The sequence below is a fragment of the Serratia ureilytica genome (assembly GCF_017309605.1).
Taxonomy (GTDB): domain Bacteria; phylum Pseudomonadota; class Gammaproteobacteria; order Enterobacterales; family Enterobacteriaceae; genus Serratia; species Serratia ureilytica.
Map to the genome: position 1 here is coordinate 5,004,950 of NZ_CP071320.1, position 20,475 is coordinate 5,025,424.

Consider the following 20,475-nt stretch of genomic DNA (forward strand, 5'->3'; position numbering starts at 1 on the left):
GCCATTGACAGTGAAGATTTGGATATACAATAATAACCAAAATTTTCCCTGGTGTTGGCCAAGTGGCTACCTGATCCTTTATAGGATCAGTTTTTTTTTGTAGCGCTGTATTTTATCGTTATGCAATAACGATAAGAACTTTCAGCGATAAATGATAGTTGTACTAAAGTACAGTCTCATCCGCCCACATCGCCTCGCCATCTCGCCGTCACAGGCTCTATCCTCTCCCGAGAGTTCTCAGAAGCGCGCGCTGACGCCGACGTTATACATAAACTGCTCGCCGCTGCTCAGGCCGCCGGTTTGCGAGACGGTGGCGAAGGCCGACACTCTATCCGTCAACGGCATGTTGGCCCCCAGCGTGACATCCACCCAGTTTTTGTCCTGACCCGCACTGTCGCGAGTAAATGAGGTTTGCGTCGATTTCAGGCCGCCGCCGGCGCGGTAGACGTCATCGCCGAACTGATGCTGATAACTCACTTCCGCATAGGGGTTAAACACGCCGAATTGCGTATCCAACCGCCAGCCCAACGCGCCGATCTGCGAATGATAGGTTTGATCGTTGAAGCGCATGGCGGTGCTGTCATCACCGTCTTCGCTGTAGCCGGACACATGGCTGTAATCCCAGGCGAACTGCGCCACCGGCCCGGTGGTGAGGTAAGCAGCGATAGGGAAGTCATAGCCGGCGGTCACGCGCGCGCCCCACTGCTTGCCGGAGGTCGAACCGGTTTCGGTGCGCGTCAGCGGCCCCAACCGCATGCTGCGACGGATGTCGTCATAATCCATCGTCGCATAGTGCAGATCGGCATTGACCCATCCCTGCTCGAATATGGCCAGCGAACTGAAGGCCGACAGCAGCACCCCACGCGCCTTGTAGTCATAGCGGCTGGAAGGATGCTGATCGTCGTTGGAACCGGCGATCAACGCACCGATCAACCAGCTGTCGGTCAGTTGATAGTCCACGCCGACGGTCAGGTTGTGGGTGGTGGCGTTGCCATCCCCCGCCGCCCGGTTATCGGCATAGTCATAGTGTTGGCCTGCGTAGCCGCCGAACACGCCCAGCGAGCCCTGCGGATTGTCGCCGTTGCGCAGCTGCTGGAAACGGCTGTCGAGCGTGGCGCGGCTGTCACGCGCCATCGCCGCCGTCGCCTGATTCAGCGCCACCACCTGCGCCGGGCCATCCAACACCGCCTGGATATAATCCGCAATCAGCAGGTGCGCCTGCGGGCTGGGGTGGAAATGGTCGGAGAACAGATAGGACTGGCCGGCGTCGAAGCCGGGCATGTCGGAACGGCAAACCGCCGAGGAAACGCCCGCCGGACAAGCCATGCCGGCCGTGTTGGCGAAGCCGAACTGCGCCGGATTGGCGATCGCTTCTGCGAACAGCTTGTTCACGTCCACCCGCACGATATTGCCGCCCCCCTGCGCCAGCAAACGGTCTTCGCTTTGATTATAGAAATCGGTCAGCTGAGCGGCCTGCGCGCTCAGGCTGTCATACGCCGCCACAAGCTGGGCGGCGATCGCCTGCTGCACCTGAGGGATCGCGCTGCCCTGCTTCGCCGCGGCGGCCAACGCCGCGTGGATCGCCTGCGTGCGCGAAGCGTTGTCCGGGGTAGCCACCGAATTGAGCGTGGCATAGGCCGCCTGAATCGCCGCCCCCTGTACCGGCGGCAGCGCCTGCTGAATGATTAGCTCCATCAGCTGCGGCGTGGAGCCGATGTTCGGCACCGTCGGCACGATCACCGTGCCGGCGCCGGCGTTCAGCAGCGAATGCACCTGCGCGGCGGCGGCCGCGGCGCTGTTATAGGCCACGCCGGGCGCGGTAGCGGCGTTCAACGCCGCCGCCGCCAAATCGTTACCGCCAATCCAGTGAATATACAAACCGTCGCCATCGGCCTGGCCGTTAACCCGATTCAGGTAGCGCTGCACCTGATCCTGGGTGTTGTCGACCGGGTTCAGGCCCGGCACCGCCACGGCGCCGCCGGCGGCGTAGTTTTCACCGCCGTTGTCCGAGGCCACCAGCGCCGCACCGATGCGTTGCGCCAACGCTTCGTCGTACAGCAGGTGCTGACTGCCGTCATAGGTGAACCGGCCGTTGTTGCCGGTATCACTCAGGCTGTCGCCAAAGACGTAGAGTTGGTCATACGCCTGAACCGGAAGGGTCACACTGCAAAGTAACGCCACTGCAAGCGCCGCCGGGCGGGGCATGCATGTTATTTTTAGAGGCATGAATCGACTCCTGAGAGCCTGCAAATGAAGGCAATGTCGTTTTTATCGTTGGCCGGTTTTCCACCGGCCATGTAGTAACTATTGTCGGCTTTTTCGTCACGTCAAGCGGGGCTGCGGACAAAACAATCAGAGGCTTGCCAAGTTCACCGCTTCGAGCGATGATTACTGTTCATAAACACAGCATAAGGACATTCAGGATGGCAGACGAACGTTGCGGTTGGGTGACGGCCGATCCGTTGTATCTCGAGTATCACGACAAGGAATGGGGCACGCCCACCACCGACGCGCGCGAGCTGTTTGAAATGCTGTGTCTGGAGGGACAACAGGCCGGTCTTTCCTGGATCACCGTGCTGAAAAAGCGCGAGAACTACCGCCGCGCCTTCCATGATTTCGATCCGCAGCGGGTCGCCGCCATGACCGAACAAGACGTGGAAAGGCTGCTGCAAGACAGCGGCATCATCCGTCACCGCGGCAAGATAGAAGCCATCATCACCAACGCCAAAGCCTATCTGGCGATGGAGGCGGCCGGCGAGAATTTCGTCACCTTCATATGGGACTTCGTCGGCGGCCGGCCCCAGCTCAACCGCTGGCAGGCGCTGAACCAGGTTCCGGCCAAAACCGAGCAGTCAGACGCCATGTCCAAGGCGTTGAAAAAGCGCGGCTTCAAGTTTATCGGCTCCACCATCTGTTACGCCTTCATGCAGGCCAGCGGGCTGGTGAACGATCATCTCACGGGGTGCATGTGCTACCCAAAGCCACGGTGATCCGCCCCTGTGGCCCGGCGGATATCGACCGGCTGATGGCGCTGTGGCTGCCCAGCACCATCGCCGCCCATCCGTTCGTGGCGGAAAAATACTGGCGTGAAAGCGCCGCACTGGTGCGGGAAAATTACCTGCCGCGCGCGCAGAGCTGGGCCTGCTGGCATGAAAACGAGATCGTCGGCTTTATCAGCGTGCTGGACGAACAGTTCATCGGCGCGCTGTTTGTCGATCGGGCGTATCACGGCCGCGGCGTCGCCCAGGCGCTGATGACGCACGTGCAGCAGCGCTACCGCCGGCTCAGCCTGGAGGTTTATCAGCAAAACCTGCGCGCCTGCGCGTTTTACCACAAGCACGGTTTTCAGGTGACGCAGCGCCTGTTTAACGACGAAACCCAGGCCTATACGCTGATCATGAACTGGCCGGCAATCGAGAATTCAACCGGTTACGGTTAAAAAAGGCGCATTCGCGCCCTGGCGGCGCGCAATTAGGAATCCGCTGCATGGCGCCGCCCGGCGTTTTGTCGCATAACTCCCCCAGCACTTACCCGCGCTCATCATTTGTCACGTTTTTCTCCGGAACTGCCGGCGAGCCAACGCGTCATAGTAGCGCGGTGATGCGGGCCCCACCTGCGTCGCCTACTTTTTTGCGCCCCCGTGTTGGGCCGGCGCGTACAGATATTGATGCCATTAAGGACAAGAACATGAAAAAACGCATTGCAATTATTGCCGGCGCAGTGAGCGTCGCGCTCACGCTGTCGGCCTGTACCACCAACCCTTACACCGGCGAATCCGAAGTCGGCAAGTCCGGCATCGGCGCGGGCCTCGGGGCCGCACTGGGCGCCGGCGTCGGCGTACTGTCCTCTTCCAAGAAAGATCGCGGCAAGGGCGCGCTGATCGGCGCGGCGGCCGGTGCGGCGCTCGGCGGCGGCGCTGGCTATTACATGGACGTGCAGGAAGCCAAACTGCGCGACAAGATGAAAGGCACCGGCGTCAGCGTCACCCGTCAGGGCGACAACATCGTGCTGAACATGCCGAACAACGTGACCTTCGACAGCAGCAGCGCTACGCTGAAACCGGCGGGCGCCAATACCCTGACCGGCGTCGCCATGGTGCTGAAAGAGTATCCGAAAACCGCAGTCAACGTCATCGGCTACACCGACAGCACCGGTTCCCGTTCGCTCAACATGAACCTGTCGCAGCAGCGCGCCGATGGCGTAGCCAGCGCGCTGATCACCCAGGGCGTGGCGGCGAACCGTATCCGCACCGCCGGTGCCGGCCCGGACAACCCGATCGCGTCCAACAGCACCGCGGAAGGCAAGGCGCAAAACCGCCGCGTCGAGATCACCCTCAGCCCGCTGCAATAATCCCGCGCGGGGCGCCACCGGCGCCCCGCCGCTTCCCTGCGATTTTCTCCTTATCCTTCAACATTCCCGCCCGCACGCCGGGTATGGTAGTCTCCTTGGCAATTAACCGCAGGAGGGATCGGCTGTGAGCACTGTCAAGGCAACGCGCGCCTCAGGACGCGCCACCATCAGCGATGTAGCGAGCATCGCCAAAACCGGCAAGACCAGCGTGTCACGCTATCTGAATGGTGAACAGCACCTGCTTTCCGACGATCTCAAACAGCGCATCGAACAGGCGATCCAGCAGCTCGACTACCGCCCAAGCCAGATGGCGCGCAGCCTGAAGGGCGGCCAAACGCGCCTGATCGGCCTGATCCTCGCCGATATCACCAACCCCTATTCGGTGGACGTGATGCGCGGCATCGAGGCCGCCTGCCGCCAACACGGCTTTACCCTGCTGGTGTGCAACACCAACAACGAAGTCAATCAGGAACAGCACTACCTGCAGCTGCTCAGCAGTTACCGGGTGGAAGGCATCGTGGTCAACGCGGTCGGCATGCGCGAGGAAGCGTTATCCACGCTGCAACAGTCGATGCTGCCGATGGTGCTGATCGACCGCAAAATCCCCGACTTCGCCTGCGACGTAGTGGGCCTGAACAACCGCGAAGCCGCCACCGTCGCCACCGAGCACCTGCTGCAACAAGGCTTCGAAGCGATCCTGTTCCTCAGCGAACCGCTCGGTACGGTCAATACCCGCCTGGAACGCCTGCACGCCTTCAGGCATACCATGGCGCAGCACCCTGCGCTGCTGGCGGAGCAGGCCGAAACGCCGCTCAACGATCGGCAAAAACTGGAACAGGTGCTGAGCGATTTCAGCGGCCGTCATCGCGGCATGCGCAAGGCGGTGATCTCCGCCAACGGCGCCCTGACACTGCAGGTGGCGCGCGCCATGCGCCGGCTCGGCATCCAGTGGGGCAACGACATCGGCCTGCTGGGCTTCGACGAGCTGGAGTGGGCGGAACTGGCGGGCGTCGGCATCACCACGCTGAAACAACCCACCTACCAAATGGGGCACGCGGCGCTGGAGCGGCTGGTGCAGCGTATTCAGGGTCTGGCCGCCCCCAGCGGCGAGCAGATGTTCTCCGGCGAGCTGATCGTCCGCGGCTCCACCACCCGCTAACCCGCCTTCTCCGGGGCCTTAACCGCCCCGCCTTCATCGGCTGTTTTTTGCTCAGCTTCGTGATTGCGATCATATTTTTACACTCTGTCGCTTTCTACTGGAACCGGTTCCATTTAACGTACCGGTAACAGCAGCGGCGGCGACAATGCCGCCTCAGGAGTCAAAATGAAAACAGAAATCATCGTGGTCACCGGCGCCTACGGCGCCGATACCGTCAAACAACAGGGCGGCCAGCGCGCGCTGTTGTCCATCATTGCCGGCGCTGGCGCCGACGGGGTGGAGATCCGCCGCGAACTGTTCGCCGCCGGCGAACTGGACAGCCTGCCTGCGCTGGCCCAGGAGATAGAACGCCAGCAGCTGTTCGCCGTCTATTCCGCCCCTGAGGCGCTGTTCACTCCGCAACATACGCTGAATCCCGACCTGCCGGCGCTGCTGGCGGAAGCGCAGGCGCTGAACGCGCGCCAGCTGAAGCTCTCCCTCGGCCATTTCCGCCCCGGCTTCGATTTTACCGAGCTGAAAGTGGCGCTGGAGCAACATCCGGTCAAACTGGTGGTCGAGAACGACCAAACGCCGGACTGCGGCATTTTGTCGATGCTGAACGCCTTTTTCCATGCAGCGGAAGATAGCCACCTGCCGGTCAGCATGACCTTCGATATGGCCAACTGGCTGTGGGTGGGGCAAGACGCCTTCGCCGCCGCCGAGCGCCTGGCCCGCCACGTCGGTTACGTGCACGTCAAGGCCGCCACGCAAGGTCCGCGCGGCTGGCGCGCCATTGCGCTGGACGATACCGACGGCAACTGGCGCGATCTGCTGGCCCGCCTGCCGCACGATGCGCCGCGCGGCATCGAATTCCCGTTGCAGGGTGATGACCTGGAAGCCGTCACCCGCCATTACGTCAATATTTTGCGTGCGGAGTAACCCCATGATGACAACGTTAACGGCAACGACGGCGCAGCAGGCGCCCCTGGATGTGGTCACTCTGGGTGAAGCCATGGCGATGTTCGTGGCGGCGCAGACCGGCGATTTGGCGGAGGTGGAAACCTTCACCAAACGCATCGCCGGCGCCGAACTGAACGTGGCGATCGGCCTGGCCCGTCTGGGCATGAACGTCGGCTGGGTCAGCCGCGTCGGCAACGACTCGTTTGGCCGCTTCACCCTGCAGCAGCTGAAAAAAGAAGGCATCAACTACCGGCAGGTGACGGTCGACGGCCACTATCCGACCGGTTTTCAGGTGAAATCCAAGACTACCGATGGTACCGATCCCAGCGTGGAATATTTCCGTAAAGGCTCGGCGGCCAGCCGCCTGTCAGTCGCCGATTTCAACCGCGAGTATTTCGGTTCCGCGCGCCACCTGCACCTGAGCGGCGTGGCGGCGGCGCTGTCCGGCGAATCGCTGGCGCTGTGCCACCATGCGGCGCGCGAGATGCGCGCCATGGGCAAAACCATTTCGTTCGATCCCAATCTGCGCCCGGTGCTGTGGCCCAGCCGCGAGGTGATGATCGAGCAGCTGAACCAGCTGGCGTTCGCCGCCGACTGGGTGCTGCCGGGGTTGAAAGAGGGACAGATCCTCACCGGCCAGTCGACGCCGGAAGGCATCGCCGATTTCTATCTGGAGCGCGGCGTGCAGGCGGTGATCATCAAAACCGGCCCGGACGGCGCCTGGTTTAAAACCGCCGCCGGCGATAAAGCGGCGGTGGCCGCGGTCAAGGTCGACAACGTGGTGGATACCGTAGGGGCGGGTGACGGCTTTGCCGTCGGCACCCTCAGCGCCCTGCTGGAAGGCAAAACGCTGGTACAGGCGGTGCAACGCGGCAACAAAATCGGCTCGCTGGCGATCCAGGCCATCGGCGACAGCGAAGGCCTGCCGACCCGCGCGGCGCTGGCCGAATAACAATAAAAAAACGACTTCTCCGCATGACGTCAGCCTCTGGCCCTACAACCGGGACGCGTCGGGAGAGCATCTGCCCCTTCGTCTTTCATGCCCAACGGGCTGGGCGAAGGGGATGCAACACCACTGAAGGATACTGAACATGAACAAAGCGACTGTCGCGGCCAAACGCTGGTGGTACATCATGCCCATCGTGTTTATCACCTACAGCCTGGCCTATCTCGATCGCGCCAACTTCAGCTTCGCCTCCGCCGCCGGCATCAATGAGGATCTCGGCATCACCAAGGGCATGGCCTCGCTGCTGGGTGCGCTGTTTTTCCTCGGTTATTTCTTCTTCCAAATTCCCGGCGCCATCTACGCCGAGCGCCGCAGCGTCAAAAAACTGATCTTCTGGTGCCTGATCCTGTGGGGCGGCTGCGCCTCGCTGACCGGCGTGGTGAGCAATATTCCGATGCTGGCCGCCATCCGCTTTATCCTCGGCGTGGTGGAAGCGGCGGTGATGCCGGCAATGCTGATCTACATCAGCAACTGGTTCACCAAATCGGAGCGTTCACGCGCCAATACCTTCCTGATCCTCGGCAACCCGGTGACGGTGCTGTGGATGTCGGTGGTGTCCGGTTACCTGATCCACGCCTTCGGCTGGCGCGAAATGTTCATCATCGAGGGCATTCCGGCGGTCATCTGGGCGTTCTGCTGGTGGGTGCTGGCGAAAGACAAACCGGCGCAGGCCGGCTGGTTGAGCGCCGATGAGAAACAGGCGCTGCAACAGCAGCTGGACGAAGAACAGAAAGGCATCAAGGCCGTGCGCAACTACGGCGAAGCCTTCCGTTCGCGCAACGTGATCCTGCTGTGCGTGCAGTACTTCGCCTGGAGCATCGGCGTATACGGCTTCGTGCTGTGGCTGCCTTCCATCCTGCGCAGCGGCATGCAGATGGGCATGGTGGAAGCGGGCTGGCTGTCGGCGGTGCCTTACCTGGCGGCGACCATCGCCATGATCGTGGTCTCCTGGGCGTCGGACAAAATGCAAAACCGCAAGCTGTTTGTCTGGCCGCTGCTGCTGATCGGCGCGCTGGCGTTCTTCGGCTCTTACGCCGTCGGCACCAACCATTTCTGGATCTCTTACGGCCTGCTGGTGGTCGCCGGCGCCGCGATGTACGCCCCCTACGGGCCGTTCTTCGCCATCATTCCGGAAATGCTGCCGAAAAACGTCGCCGGCGGCGCCATGGCGCTGATCAACAGCATGGGCGCGCTGGGTTCGTTCTTCGGTTCCTGGTTCGTCGGTTACCTGAACGGCGCCACCGGCAGTCCGGCGGCTTCCTACATGTTTATGGCTATCGCACTGGTGGTGGCGGTGGTGTTGACGCTGATCGTCAAGCCCGCCCGCAACGAGATCCAGCCGCAGATGGCTTGATCCGGTTATACTTTTTCTCTGTCAATCAACCCGAGGGGGCGCCAGGCCCCCTTTGGCCCAGCTGGAGTTCGTGATGAAACCTTCTATCGTATTGTACAAAAGCCTGCCCGCCGACCTGCGTGAACGTCTGGAACAACACTTCACCGTACACGCGTTCAACGGCCTGCAGCCGGAGAACCGCGAGGAACTGCGCCAGGCGTTGCAGCAGGCCGAAGGGATCATCGGTTCCGGCGGCAAAATTGACGAAGCCTTCCTGCAGCAGGCGCCCAAACTGCGCGCGGCCTCGACCGTTTCCGTCGGCTACGACAACTTCGACGTCGAGGCGCTCAACGCCCATAACGTGCTGTTGATGCACACCCCGACGGTGCTGACCGAAACCGTCGCCGACACCATCATGAGCCTGGTGCTGGCGACGGCGCGCCGGGTGGTGGAAGTGGCGGAACGGGTCAAGGCCGGCGAATGGCGCGGCAGCATCGGGCCGGACTGGTTCGGCGTCGACGTGCACCACAAAACCATCGGCATCCTCGGCATGGGCCGCATCGGCCTGGCGCTGGCGCAGCGCGCGCACTTCGGCTTCGGCATGCCGGTGCTGTACAACGCCCGCCGCACGCACGAAGAGGCGGAGCAACGCTTCAACGCCCGCCGCTGCGATCTGGATACCCTGCTGGCCGAGTCGGATTTCGTTTGCATCACGCTGCCGCTGACCGAACAAACTTTCCATCTGATCGGCCGCGATCAGCTGGCGAAGATGAAGAAAAGCGGCATTCTGATCAACGCCGGCCGCGGGCCGGTGGTGGATGAACAGGCGCTGATCGAAGCGCTGCAAAACGGCGTGATCCACGCCGCGGGGTTGGATGTGTTCGAGAAGGAACCGCTGCCGGCCGACTCGCCGCTGCTCAGTATGCCGAACGTGGTGGCGTTGCCGCACATCGGCTCCGCCACCCATGAAACGCGCTACGGCATGGCCGCCTGCGCGGTGGATAACTTGATCGCGGCATTGACCGGCACGGTGAAAGAAAACTGCGTCAACCCGCAGCTGTTGCAGAAATAACTTATCGAGGCCGGCGATCTACGGATCGCTGGCCTCGCCGCTTTTTGCAGCTATCGACGGAGTATCTTCACTCCGTCAACCTCACGGGCTTCCCCCTTATCTTGCTGACGACAAATTTGCCCACGTCGTCATTGGCGATCAGCATGACCAGCAGCAGCATCACCAACACCGCCAGTTTCATATGGCTGTAGGCTATCGACGGGTCAAAAGCCTCCAGCAACAGCGTAATGCAGGGTGAAACATTCACAATAATGTTGGTGGTCAAGGCGCTGGTGAGTTCAATACCCTTTTGCAGCATCCATAGCGGCAATATATTCCCTAATATGACGATGATCGGCAGGTACATCCAGAAGCTGGGTTGCGTCGTTGCCAATACGCCTTCGCTCGGCAACATCAGCGCGCAGACGCCAATGAGCAAGGGAAATCTGAACGACTGAATATTGACGGCGTTAAACGCTTGTTTGGACAATGATTTTGCAATATAGGTGCCGACAGCCATACAGGTTGAGGTGACGAGACACACTAAGCCAAGCGCCAGAACAAATAGGGTGTTTGAATCGAAGGGGTTAAAACGCTGCCCTTTCACGGCCAATATCATCAGCACGGCGACAATAAAAGCCAGCATCACGGCTATAACGATGTTTTTTACACCCACCGAATTTCGGTTATAAATCTCAATGAAAACAGAAATGATCGGGCTCAGTCCAAAAAGCATGGCCACCAGAATGGAGGGCTCCGTCCATTTCAACCCAACGAAAAGCCCAACCCAAGCTCCCAGCGTAGAGATATTCAATAATAGAATTAACTTCCAGGCGTTGAGGCAAGCTCGCAGCTTGACGGGGAAAAACAGCACGGAGATCACAAAGAAACCGAGCCAGGTCAAGGTGAAAGTCCAAAACAATAATACGAACAGATCGATGCTCTGCAACAAACCTGAGAGAAAAACATCTATGGCCGCACCCAGGATGCAATATCCAAGAATGTACGTTGGGCCGGACGCCTTGATTTTACTGTTCATAGACTTCAAACATGCCCTTACTTTCAAGGCCAACGATATATTGATAGTCGGCATTGAGCTGATCGGCGCAACGGTGGCTTAACGCAATCCAGCCCGGAGAGCTGTAAACGTCCGTCGTGAGTTTTATTTCCTGATCAACATCCGGCAGATTTGATTTCTTGTAGGATGGCAAACCGGCGATGGTATCGACATGCTTAACAGCCTTGATAGTGCCAGCGCTAAAAGATATCAGCTCTTTAATTTTTAAATAGTTTAACGGTTTATATTCCTCTGCGACCGCTTCCAGGAATGCCTCGGTTGAACACACGCTCAGTACCAGTTCGTCAATCTGCGTGCGCTTCAACGCCAGGGATGACAACGCCGGAAAACCCGCGCCGTGCGGTCTGGCCCCGGTTTCAATTAGCGTCCAACCGTCTTTGGTTAAAAACAGTTCCGAGTGCGCTGCGCCAAACGTGATCCCTAAAGCATCCAGACAGCTAAAGATGTAATCTTTGAGCTGAGCGTGATTCTGCGCATCGAAGGAGGTCAGTTCGGTGAACTCACAGATGGAATCGGCCCCGTTGTAACTGCCCTTGCCCATCTTCCATATCGCACAGATCTTGTGACGGCCTTGATAACTGACAGTATCGACGACGTACTCTTCCCCCTCAATAAAAGGCTGCAGAATAATGACTTCATTTTTTAAATTGAGCTGATTGCTTTTTTTGAACAAATCACCCGAATGAGCTTCAACTTCTTCAACCGTTTTGCAAACAAAAACGGAGTCCGTGCCTGCACTGTCAACGGGTTTTAGGACCAGCTTCCGGTATTTTTTAAACAGCTCGGTCGCATATTGCGTGGCGTCTTTAAGGGTAGTTAATCGGAGCGTGGGGATATGATTGATCGCGCTATTTTTCAAGCACTCCTGCATCAGGTATTTATTCCTGCGAGAACGGCTCGTGCCGGTATCGTTACCGGGCAGGTCCAGAAGCTCAGCCAGATGATCTGCGAGTTCAATGCCTGTTTCACAGCCTGCAATCACCGCGATAACATCATACTCTTGCAATTGATTGAGGATCTCATCCCCTGTGTATTGCAAACTGATAAAGAAATCATCCCCTCTGTAGCTATTCAGCAGCTTCGCCGGGATATCTTCTCGACTTTGAATGTGCGCGCACCCGTATCCTTTTTTATTGAATTCCGGTGCCACATCATTTCCGGATGAGTAGGCGTCAACGAGGATGACGATTTTTTTCGTGTCTTTGATGTCCATGCAGCGGGTTACTCCGTACTATAATCAGGGCCGAATATTAACGTTCGATTGTCTTGGCGTCGAATTTACGCTCGACGCCCTTTTACTTTATGCAGGGAACGTGTCAGCAAATTTGTGAGAAGTCGGTGCGTTCAATACTTTTAGCCAGGCTTGTCATTTCGCGATATTTATCAGATTTATCACCACCCGGCTGATAGATTCTATACCGCCAATAACGCCAAAGAGATGTCAGGATGGCGGCGTATTCCGTATAGGTTTTCAACACCTTAATTTCGCGCGCTTCAAGCATTCTTATAGAATTATAACCCGCGATGATATGCTTCGCTTTTTCCGGCGACAGCGTCCCATTGATGCCGCAGGTGCCGACAATCGCCATGGCGATATCGAAAACGGAGTGATAAATACAGGTCAACTCAAAATCTATCATGCCGACGAACTGCTCGCCTTCAAACAGCATATTGTCGTAGAAAAGATCGGAGTGGATGACAGAGGTAGGCAAGCCGCTGATGCGTTCTACGGCAAGATGCCTGAGTCTATCTTTGGCCCAGCGCTCATAATCCTGATCGATATTGGCATCGAGGGCATCCATGAACTTTTTCTGCTCATAGAAGACTGAGTCTGTTAAGAAATTAGGGACGGGGATCGTATGCAGTTTCGCCATGGCAACGCCGAGCTGCCTGAGCATATGTTCGTTGAAATCCCGGCGGACGGCGCCATCCATATAGGTTCTTAATAGAGAGTGCTTACCCCTTAATATAATTGAATAGCTTTCTTGCCCTTTGGGTTTGACCAGCAAGGAGGTCTCATAATCATGTGCTTCCAGCCATACCAGCGTCTTTGCCATGATCTCAACGTCATCACGGCTTTGCTCTTCAATAATGCTGAAAACACAGCGGCCGATATCCGTTTCGAGGCAGTAATTGGTATTGCCGGATCCCATCCCCAAGAAGGCGCTGCTTTTTACCGTCAGCCCATAAAGAGATTCTATGCGGTGAACTTCATCACTATTCAACGTTGAGCCTGTTTGCATTTCTAATTCCATATCATTCACTTGAGCGCTTGATGCAAATCTTCATACAAGTCATTAACGTCTTCGATGCCGACTGACATTCGTATTAATTGCCTCGTAATCCCTGATTTTTTCTGCTCCTGCTCGCTAAGACTTCTGAACGACGATGAGGCCTGATAAGGCGAGTTCAGCGTGGTCTCCAAATCCCCCAAACTGTTGGAAGGGACGATGAGATTTAACTTCTTCTGAAAACTTGTCGCGTCAAACCGCGGGGCGATTTCAAAGCTGACCATGCCGCCGAACCCCCTCATTTGTTCGCGGGCTACGCTATGATTATGATGACTCGGCAACCCCGGATAGAACACGTTCGTCACATTAGGGTGCTCATTTAAACGGCTGGCCAGTTCCATCGCGTTGCGGTTAATGGCATTCATTCGAATGGCCAACGTGCGCAAGCTTCGCTCAAGCAGATGACATGACTGCGCGTTCAGACACCCGCCAAAGTCATTCATATATTCGGCCATTGCAGCAATGGACTCTTCACTGCCGACAGCCACGCCGCCTGACACATCGCCGTGGCCGCCCAAAAACTTGGTGGCGCTGTGCAATACCAAATCGACGCCATATTCCAGAGGGTTTTGGTTGATCGGCGTCGCCACGGTGTTATCAATAATGGTGAACACCCCCCGACTCTTGGCGAATCGGGTCAATAGCTCAATGTTCAGGATTTTAAGCAATGGATTTGTCGGTGTTTCGATATATATCATTCGCGTATTCGAATTGACTAATGCGATGATGCTCTCTACTTCACAACTCTCCGAAACGCTGTATGTGATGCCTAATTTTGCAAAATGATTCTGTACAAACTTGAGCGCACCTGAATACACGCCGTTTTGTAAAACAATATGGTCACCGGCTTTTAAATGCGAAAGCATCGCCGTCGCGAAAGCCGCCATACCGGAACTGAATACCAGAGCGGCCTCACCACCGCTTTCCAATGCGCACATCTTCTCGGCAACGGCGCGCTGATTGGGTAAGTTACCATGTCTTGGATAGACATCTTCTGTCATATCAAGATGCTTGTGAGAACTCGCGGAGAATAGCGGAGAAAGAATGCCACCATGCATTTCGTCGATAATGGTCCCACTGTGAACGGCAAGAGTTTCTTTTGCTAACACGGTTACTGCCTATTTTCGAGTATCAGGAAGTGGGGGGCATGCCTTGAATAAAGGATCCCCCCGTTCATGTGAGTCTTTATTACGATGGGTTATTTGGCACCGCGAACATCGGGGTGAAATCGATTAATATGACATCGCGGAAGCCCACCTTACCGTGCCCATCCACATGAACCGGTTTCACCTGGTGCCAGACTAGATCATCAACGATGCCGATGGAGTCCAGCGGTTTGAGCATCGCCTCATTACACAGGATGTTCGTCTTAGTGTTATCTGTAATGATGTTCTCACCGCCAGAAACACCATCACGATTGATCAAATGTATCCAGGTGCAAGGCTCGCCATCCTTATGAAGTCGATTCGGTACGGAAATCCCCGGCGCATCAACCGTCGCTTTCATTCTGATGAAGTGAATGCCGACCTCCATGGGAATCGTGGAAGCATACTCATGTAACGGGGAGTTTTTAAAATCATGCAGGACAAGCGACGTGATCAGATTATTTGACAAAATTTCGTTTGGAACAGGCTGAAACTTCCTTGCCTCCTCAACGACTTCATCATTAAATCCGACATCTTGTTTGTAACTGTAGGCGTGTTCGGAAGATTGAGGAATCAAGAGATTAAAGCAAGGTAAAAGCACATATTTACTGTGCTGCCGATAGCGCCCCGCATTTTCACCGTAGGGATCCAGAGCAAGCGTATCGAAATGCCGCTGAATAATACTTAAGTCTGATTTTTGCGCATCGGTAAGGTTAAAGTCATCCGAAGCCAATTTGCAATACCCTACATCTGTCATCATGGGGTATGCGCTCACACGGCACTCAAGTGTGTTCTCAAACTCTTTAATGTTACCACGAATCATCGTGCAATCTTCCTTTTTACTCTGATTGGAATAACGACATATTGATGTTCACCGCAATGCTCATGAACATTGAACAGCAAATGCTTCCCTGTTTTTCAAGTGAAGTAATTCATCTCACAAATAAAAGAGCTTGATTATTTATTCTTTAAACTTCCTGCACGCTAAAAAGTGCGAAAGAGAATTTTATAGATTTCTTTTCCACTTATTTATCGAAACCAGACTTGCGCTGTTTTTCATTGCTACCTGACCTCATCTCACTTGTACGCGGTGAGCGAAAGTCTACGCTGCATACGGGTTTTCAAATGACGCCAGGTGAATCGGCGCGAAACCTTTATCCTCCAACCCTACCCGCCTAATGGGCTGCGATGCCTGGCGATGCGCATCTGCCGGACACAGAGCGCCCTACCCTGGCGTTACGCCGCTAAATGCTATTTGCGGCTCCCTCGCGGGTAGTATGATTAGTATTTTTTATACAAAATAGCCAATTTTCAGCAACGGCAACGTACATGCCCCATGCTGGCCAGCAGGAGACACCGCTCATCAAACCGATTGCTCTGTAGATAGACAGGGACGAAACTGGCAATCAACCCATGGTCAGGCAAGTAAAATCGCCTTGAAAGCGGTGCTTTTGGCATGGCTTCATCCACGCTACCGCACTACTCATCCCTTTCCGAGCATTAGTTTAGACAATCTTTATTGTTAAGTTAAATTTAACGGATGCGGAAGTTACTCGATATGGTTATAAATTGCCATAGTGTTAATGAAATGCAGCGAAAAAGTGTGATCTGGGTCGGGACCGCAAAACCTGTGCCAACCCTAAGATCGCGTGGCTGAATCGCGTGGCTGAAAGGTTGAGGCGATAATGACGTGGGCCGGCGAACGGTCATAATAATCCAGCGTAATATGCTGCTAATCGAACGCAGGGCAAAACTTGTGCCCACCGGTCGATTTGTCAGCCGCATTGCAGCGGGGTTTATCTGGCGGTATGGTGGGTGATTACCTGCTAAAAAACAGTACTGCTGCACCTATGACTTTCTCACTTTTCGGCGAAAAATTTACCCGTTATGCGGGCATTACCCGTTTGATGGACGACCTGAACGAAGGCCTGCGCACCCCCGGCGCCATCATGCTCGGCGGCGGCAACCCCGCACAGATCCCAGAGATGGAAGCCTATTTCAAACAGCTGTGCCAGGAGATGCTCGACCAGGGCAAACTGACCGAAGCGCTGTGCAACTACGATGGCCCGCAAGGCAAGGACGCGCTGCTGAAAGCGCTGGCCAATCTGCTGCGCGACGAGCTCGGCTGGGAGATCTCGCCACAGAATATTGCTCTGACTAATGGCAGCCAAAGCGCATTTTTCTACTTGTTCAACCTGTTCGCCGGCCGCTACGCCGACGGCTCGCGCCGCCGCGTGTTGTTCCCACTGGCGCCGGAATATATCGGCTATGCCGATGCCGGGCTGGATGAAGGGCTGTTCGTCTCCGCCAAACCGAACATCGAGCTGCTGCCGGACGGCCAGTTCAAGTATCACGTCGATTTCGAACATCTCACCATCGGCGATGACATCGGCATGATCTGCGTTTCACGGCCGACCAACCCGACCGGCAACGTGATCACCGACGAAGAGCTGATGAAGCTCGATCTGCTGGCGCAACAGCGCGATATTCCGCTGGTCATCGACAACGCCTACGGCGTGCCGTTCCCCGGCATTATCTTCAGCGACGCCACGCCGCTGTGGAACCCGAACACCATCCTGTGCATGAGCCTGTCCAAGCTCGGCCTGCCCGGCTCGCGCTGCGGCATCGTGATCGCCGACGAGAAGGTGATCACCGCGTTGACCAACATGAACGGCATCATCAGCCTGTCTCCAGGCAGCATGGGGCCGGCGATGGCGACGGAAATGATCGCGCGCGGCGATCTGCTGCGCCTGTCGAACGAGGTGATTCGCCCGTTTTACAAACAGCGCGTCGAGCACACCATCGAGATCATTCGCCGCTACCTGTCGCCGGAACGCTGCCTGATCCACAAACCGGAAGGGGCTATCTTCCTCTGGCTGTGGTTTAAGGATCTGCCGATCACCACCGAAGTGCTGTATCAGCGCCTGAAAAAGCGCGGCGTGCTGATGGTGCCCGGCCACTACTTCTTCCCGGGACTGGAGCATGAATGGCCACATACCCACCAGTGCATGCGCATGAACTACGTGCCCGATCCGGAGAAAATCGAGCGCGGCGTGGCTATTCTGGCGGAAGAGATCGAACGCGCACATCAGGAAGGCTAACGCCGACTGATTGAAAATCGACCGACAAAGATATACGATGCATATATCGTATATCTTTTTTGGAGGGCCAACGATGACTCGCATCGTGATCGATTTACCTGAAGAAGACCTGCGGCAGCTCGATAATCTGAAAAATATCCGCCACGTTCCCCGGGCCGAAATCATTCGTCAAGCAGTCTCCCGCTATCTGACGGAGAACCACGTGGAAGATCCCAGCAACGCTTTCGGGCTCTGGTCCGGGGCGATGGGAGATGGCGTGGAGTACGAAAATCGTCAGCGCGAGGAGTGGGAATAATGGTGGCTCAACGGGCGTTATTCGACACCAATATCCTGATCGATTATCTCAACGGCATTCCTCAAGCCAGGGACGTTCTGGTCGAGTATCACATCAATCCGGCCATCAGCGCCATCACCTGGATGGAAGTGATGGTAGGTGCTAAAAAACAGGGTCCGGCACTGGAGCTGAAAACACGTCTGTTTTTAGGGCAATTTCTGCTGCTGCCTATTACCGATGAAGTCGCCGAACGCGCCGTAGAACTGCGCCACTCACAGCATGTGAAACTGCCAGACGCCATTATCTGGGCCACAGCGCAGGTGGGATTCCGGATGCTCATCTCCCGCAACCCCAAAGATTTCGGCACTGACAATGGCGTGTTGATGCCTTATCGGCTGTAGACGATCCGCACTACAACGTCCAGAACAGCACCGCCAGCAGCTGCGGCGACATGATGCGCAGGAACATCGCCAGCGGATATACGGTGGCGTAAGACAGCGCGGCGGCGCCGCTGGTGGGATGCAGACCGTTGGCGAAGGCCAGCGCCGGCGGATCGGTCATCGACCCCGCCAACATGCCGGACAGCGTCAGATAGTTCATCTTGCCCACCGTGCGCGCCAGAATGCCGACGCTCAGCAGCGGAATGGCGGTGATCAACGCGCCATAACCAATCCATGTCAGCCCCTCGCCATGCAGCAACGTATCGATAAAATTGCCGCCCGATTTCAAACCGACCACCGCCAGAAACAGCACGATGCCCAGTTCGCGCAGCGCCAGGTTGGCGCTCGGCGGCATAAACCAATACAGCTTGCCGATACTGCCGATGCGCCCCAGGATCAGCGCCGCCACCAACGGCCCGCCGGCCAGCCCCAGCCGCAATGCCGCCGGGAAGCCGGGCACAAACAGCGGAATGGAGCCCAGCAGCACCCCGAGGCCGATGCCGATAAAGACCGGCAGCATCTGCACCTGCTGCAGCTTTTGTTGGGCGTTGCCGACGATTGCCGTCACCGCGTCGATGGCCTCCGGCCGGCCGACCAGGTTGAGAATATCGCCAAACTGCAGCGTCACGTTGCTGCCGGCCACCAGCTCCACGCCGGCGCGGTTGAGGCGTGAAATCACCACGTCATATTTCTGCTTCAGGTTCAGATCGCGGATTTTTTTCCCCAGCACCTGCTCGTTGGTCACCGCCGCCCTCACTACCTGCAGCGCAGTGCCGCGCGTGGACAGCGAAGCGTCGACCTCTTCACCGATCACCAGCCGGGCGTTCTCCAGATCTTCGCGTTTGCCCACCAGGTGCAGATAGTCGCCGAGCTCCAGCCGCTCATGCGGCGCCGGCACCATCAACATCTCGCCGCGTTTGAGGCGCGAACAGACGATCGCTTCACCGTTGAGCAGCGGTACGCTTTTGATCGCCATGCCCTGCAGATTGGGGTTACGCACCGCCACGTTCATGGCGTGCAACAGCTCGCGCTGATTACCCAGGCTGCTTTCAAACGCCTGCGCCTCGCGCTCGATGTTGATGCGAAAAACCAATCGGATCAGCCACATCACCAGCAGGATGCCGCAAATGCCGAACGGATAGGCCATGGCGTAACCCATGCCCATGCCGTCCACCAATGCCGGATCGGAACCGAGATCGGTCAGGATTTGCTGACCGGCGCCCAGCGCCGGCGTGTTGGTGACCGCGCCGGAGAACACGCCGAGGATGATCGGCAGCGGCACGTCGAACAGCTTGTGCACCGCCGCCGCCACTGCGCCGCCGGTCAGCACCAGCAGCACCGCGAAGGCGTTGAGCCGCAGACCGGAGACGCGCAGCGAAGAGAAGAAGCCGGGGCCAACCTGAATGCCGATGGTGTAAACGAACAGGATCAGGCCAAACTCCTGGATGAAGTGCAGCATGTCCCCGTTCAGGCTGATTTGCCCGCTCTGGGCGAAGTGGCCGACCAGGATGCCGCCGAACAGCACGCCGCCAATCCCCAGCCCGACACCGTACAACTTCCAGTTCCCCATCCACAGCCCAATGACGGCCGCCAACGCCAACATGCTGACGGTCAGGGCGATATCGCTCATAGGTCACATCCTTGCCAAAGTTGAACATGGGATTTGCGGATATAGACACACAATTAACAAGGATTATGGCATCGGGCAGACGGGGGGACTGTGGCGTGCGCCACATAACGCAACGGGGGAGATCCGTCTGGATCTCCCCCGCATGATGATGACCGTTTTTCAGTCGGTTATTTGGCTTCCAGCTCCGGCGTCGCGCCGATGGCGATGCGCTGAGGCTGCAAGGCTTCCGGAACCTGACGCACCAGATCGATGTGCAACAGGCCATTTTCAAATTTGGCCTCGGACACCTGCAGGTGTTCCGCCAGAGTGAAGGTCAGCTGGAACTCTTTGCACACCAGCCCCTGATGCAGGTACTCGACCTGTTTTTCCGGCGGCGTGGGTTTACCGCTGACGGTCAGCCGCGGCCCTTCCACTTCGATATTCAGTTCGCTCTGCCGGAAACCGGCCAGCGCCAGAGAAATGCGGTAGTGATTGTCATCGCTTTTCTCGATATTATACGGCGGGAACCCCTGGGGTTCCTGGCCCCCCATGGAACTGGCCAGTTTATCAAAACCAATCCATTGACGCAGAAGCGGGGATAGATCGTAATTACGCATAGGAACAACTCCTTTCATTAAGCGAGATGTGTTTATTCAGCCCCCTGACGGCAGGCGGATTATTACTGCATATTTGCCGACA

The 20,475-nt window shown here is 57.0% G+C and carries 19 protein-coding genes; 11 read left to right on the forward strand and 8 right to left on the reverse strand.

Annotation, left to right across the window (positions count from 1 at the left end; translation table 11 throughout):
• Positions 1–237 precede the first annotated feature (237 nt).
• The gene (locus J0X03_RS23670; protein WP_033645126.1) at positions 238–2,226 is read right to left on the reverse strand and encodes an autotransporter domain-containing esterase; all 1,989 of its coding nucleotides are present in this window, start codon (positions 2,224–2,226) and stop codon (positions 238–240) included.
• A 197-nt stretch (positions 2,227–2,423) separates the two neighbouring features.
• Between J0X03_RS23670 and J0X03_RS23675 the strand changes: the two genes are divergently transcribed.
• The 8 genes from J0X03_RS23675 (at position 2,424) to ghrB (ending at position 9,859) form a co-directional block, all read left to right on the forward strand.
• A complete protein-coding gene (locus tag J0X03_RS23675) occupies positions 2,424–2,990 on the forward strand; it encodes a DNA-3-methyladenine glycosylase I (protein ID WP_042783395.1) in 567 nt (188 codons plus the stop codon).
• The gene (locus J0X03_RS23680) at positions 2,987–3,439 is read left to right on the forward strand and encodes an N-acetyltransferase (RefSeq protein ID WP_046688561.1); all 453 of its coding nucleotides are present in this window, start codon (positions 2,987–2,989) and stop codon (positions 3,437–3,439) included. The genes J0X03_RS23675 and J0X03_RS23680 overlap by 4 nt, the downstream gene beginning before the upstream one ends.
• A 248-nt stretch (positions 3,440–3,687) precedes the next feature.
• Positions 3,688–4,350: an OmpA family lipoprotein gene (locus tag J0X03_RS23685; RefSeq protein ID WP_033645129.1), complete on the forward strand. Its 663-nt coding sequence runs from the start codon at positions 3,688–3,690 to the stop codon at positions 4,348–4,350.
• 124 nt (positions 4,351–4,474) lie between these two features.
• Positions 4,475–5,509 (forward strand): LacI family DNA-binding transcriptional regulator, encoded by a 1,035-nt coding sequence (locus J0X03_RS23690; protein ID WP_004933951.1) that lies wholly within the window; start codon positions 4,475–4,477, stop codon positions 5,507–5,509.
• Between the two features lie 165 nt (positions 5,510–5,674).
• The gene (locus tag J0X03_RS23695) at positions 5,675–6,427 is read left to right on the forward strand and encodes a sugar phosphate isomerase/epimerase family protein (RefSeq protein ID WP_160203878.1); all 753 of its coding nucleotides are present in this window, start codon (positions 5,675–5,677) and stop codon (positions 6,425–6,427) included.
• A gap of 7 nt (positions 6,428–6,434) precedes the next feature.
• Positions 6,435–7,400: a sugar kinase gene (locus J0X03_RS23700; protein WP_046688560.1), complete on the forward strand. Its 966-nt coding sequence runs from the start codon at positions 6,435–6,437 to the stop codon at positions 7,398–7,400.
• Between the two features lie 139 nt (positions 7,401–7,539).
• A complete protein-coding gene (locus J0X03_RS23705) occupies positions 7,540–8,808 on the forward strand; it encodes an MFS transporter (RefSeq protein WP_033645131.1) in 1,269 nt (422 codons plus the stop codon).
• Positions 8,809–8,881: 73 nt separating this feature from the next.
• Positions 8,882–9,859, forward strand: a complete 978-nt coding sequence (gene ghrB / locus J0X03_RS23710) for a glyoxylate/hydroxypyruvate reductase GhrB (RefSeq protein ID WP_033645132.1) — start codon at positions 8,882–8,884, stop codon at positions 9,857–9,859.
• 67 nt (positions 9,860–9,926) lie between these two features.
• Here ghrB and J0X03_RS23715 read toward each other — a convergent pair whose 3' ends face one another.
• The 5 genes from J0X03_RS23715 to J0X03_RS23735 form a co-directional block, all read right to left on the reverse strand.
• On the reverse strand, positions 9,927–10,877 hold the full coding sequence (locus J0X03_RS23715; protein ID WP_046687997.1) for a hypothetical protein: 951 nt from the start codon (positions 10,875–10,877) through the stop codon (positions 9,927–9,929).
• A complete protein-coding gene (locus tag J0X03_RS23720) occupies positions 10,867–12,129 on the reverse strand; it encodes an ATP-grasp domain-containing protein (RefSeq protein ID WP_033645134.1) in 1,263 nt (420 codons plus the stop codon). The genes J0X03_RS23715 and J0X03_RS23720 overlap by 11 nt, the downstream gene beginning before the upstream one ends.
• 103 nt (positions 12,130–12,232) lie before the next feature.
• Positions 12,233–13,171 carry a phosphotransferase gene (locus tag J0X03_RS23725; protein WP_080273428.1) on the reverse strand — a complete coding sequence of 313 codons (939 nt, stop codon included), beginning with the start codon at positions 13,169–13,171 and terminating at the stop codon, positions 12,233–12,235.
• A 5-nt stretch (positions 13,172–13,176) separates the two neighbouring features.
• Positions 13,177–14,316, reverse strand: coding sequence for a trans-sulfuration enzyme family protein (locus tag J0X03_RS23730; RefSeq protein ID WP_046687995.1), 1,140 nt, complete (start codon positions 14,314–14,316; stop codon positions 13,177–13,179).
• Between the two features lie 79 nt (positions 14,317–14,395).
• Positions 14,396–15,175: a 2OG-Fe dioxygenase family protein gene (locus J0X03_RS23735; protein WP_033645137.1), complete on the reverse strand. Its 780-nt coding sequence runs from the start codon at positions 15,173–15,175 to the stop codon at positions 14,396–14,398.
• A 1,027-nt stretch (positions 15,176–16,202) separates the two neighbouring features.
• On the opposite strand from J0X03_RS23735, the gene J0X03_RS23740 reads away from it, so the two are divergent.
• The 3 genes from J0X03_RS23740 (at position 16,203) to J0X03_RS23750 (ending at position 18,128) form a co-directional block, all read left to right on the forward strand.
• Positions 16,203–17,453 (forward strand): valine--pyruvate transaminase, encoded by a 1,251-nt coding sequence (locus tag J0X03_RS23740; RefSeq protein ID WP_033645138.1) that lies wholly within the window; start codon positions 16,203–16,205, stop codon positions 17,451–17,453.
• A 73-nt stretch (positions 17,454–17,526) separates the two neighbouring features.
• Positions 17,527–17,748: a ribbon-helix-helix domain-containing protein gene (locus J0X03_RS23745; RefSeq protein ID WP_025304767.1), complete on the forward strand. Its 222-nt coding sequence runs from the start codon at positions 17,527–17,529 to the stop codon at positions 17,746–17,748.
• Positions 17,748–18,128, forward strand: coding sequence for a type II toxin-antitoxin system VapC family toxin (locus J0X03_RS23750; protein WP_160203877.1), 381 nt, complete (start codon positions 17,748–17,750; stop codon positions 18,126–18,128). Before J0X03_RS23745 ends, J0X03_RS23750 begins: the two co-directional genes overlap by 1 nt.
• A gap of 10 nt (positions 18,129–18,138) precedes the next feature.
• Here J0X03_RS23750 and J0X03_RS23755 read toward each other — a convergent pair whose 3' ends face one another.
• Positions 18,139–19,797 (reverse strand): putative transporter, encoded by a 1,659-nt coding sequence (locus J0X03_RS23755; RefSeq protein WP_042783386.1) that lies wholly within the window; start codon positions 19,795–19,797, stop codon positions 18,139–18,141.
• 167 nt (positions 19,798–19,964) lie between these two features.
• Positions 19,965–20,393 (reverse strand): small heat shock chaperone IbpB, encoded by a 429-nt coding sequence (gene ibpB, locus J0X03_RS23760; RefSeq protein ID WP_004933922.1) that lies wholly within the window; start codon positions 20,391–20,393, stop codon positions 19,965–19,967.
• Positions 20,394–20,475: the final 82 nt, after the last annotated feature.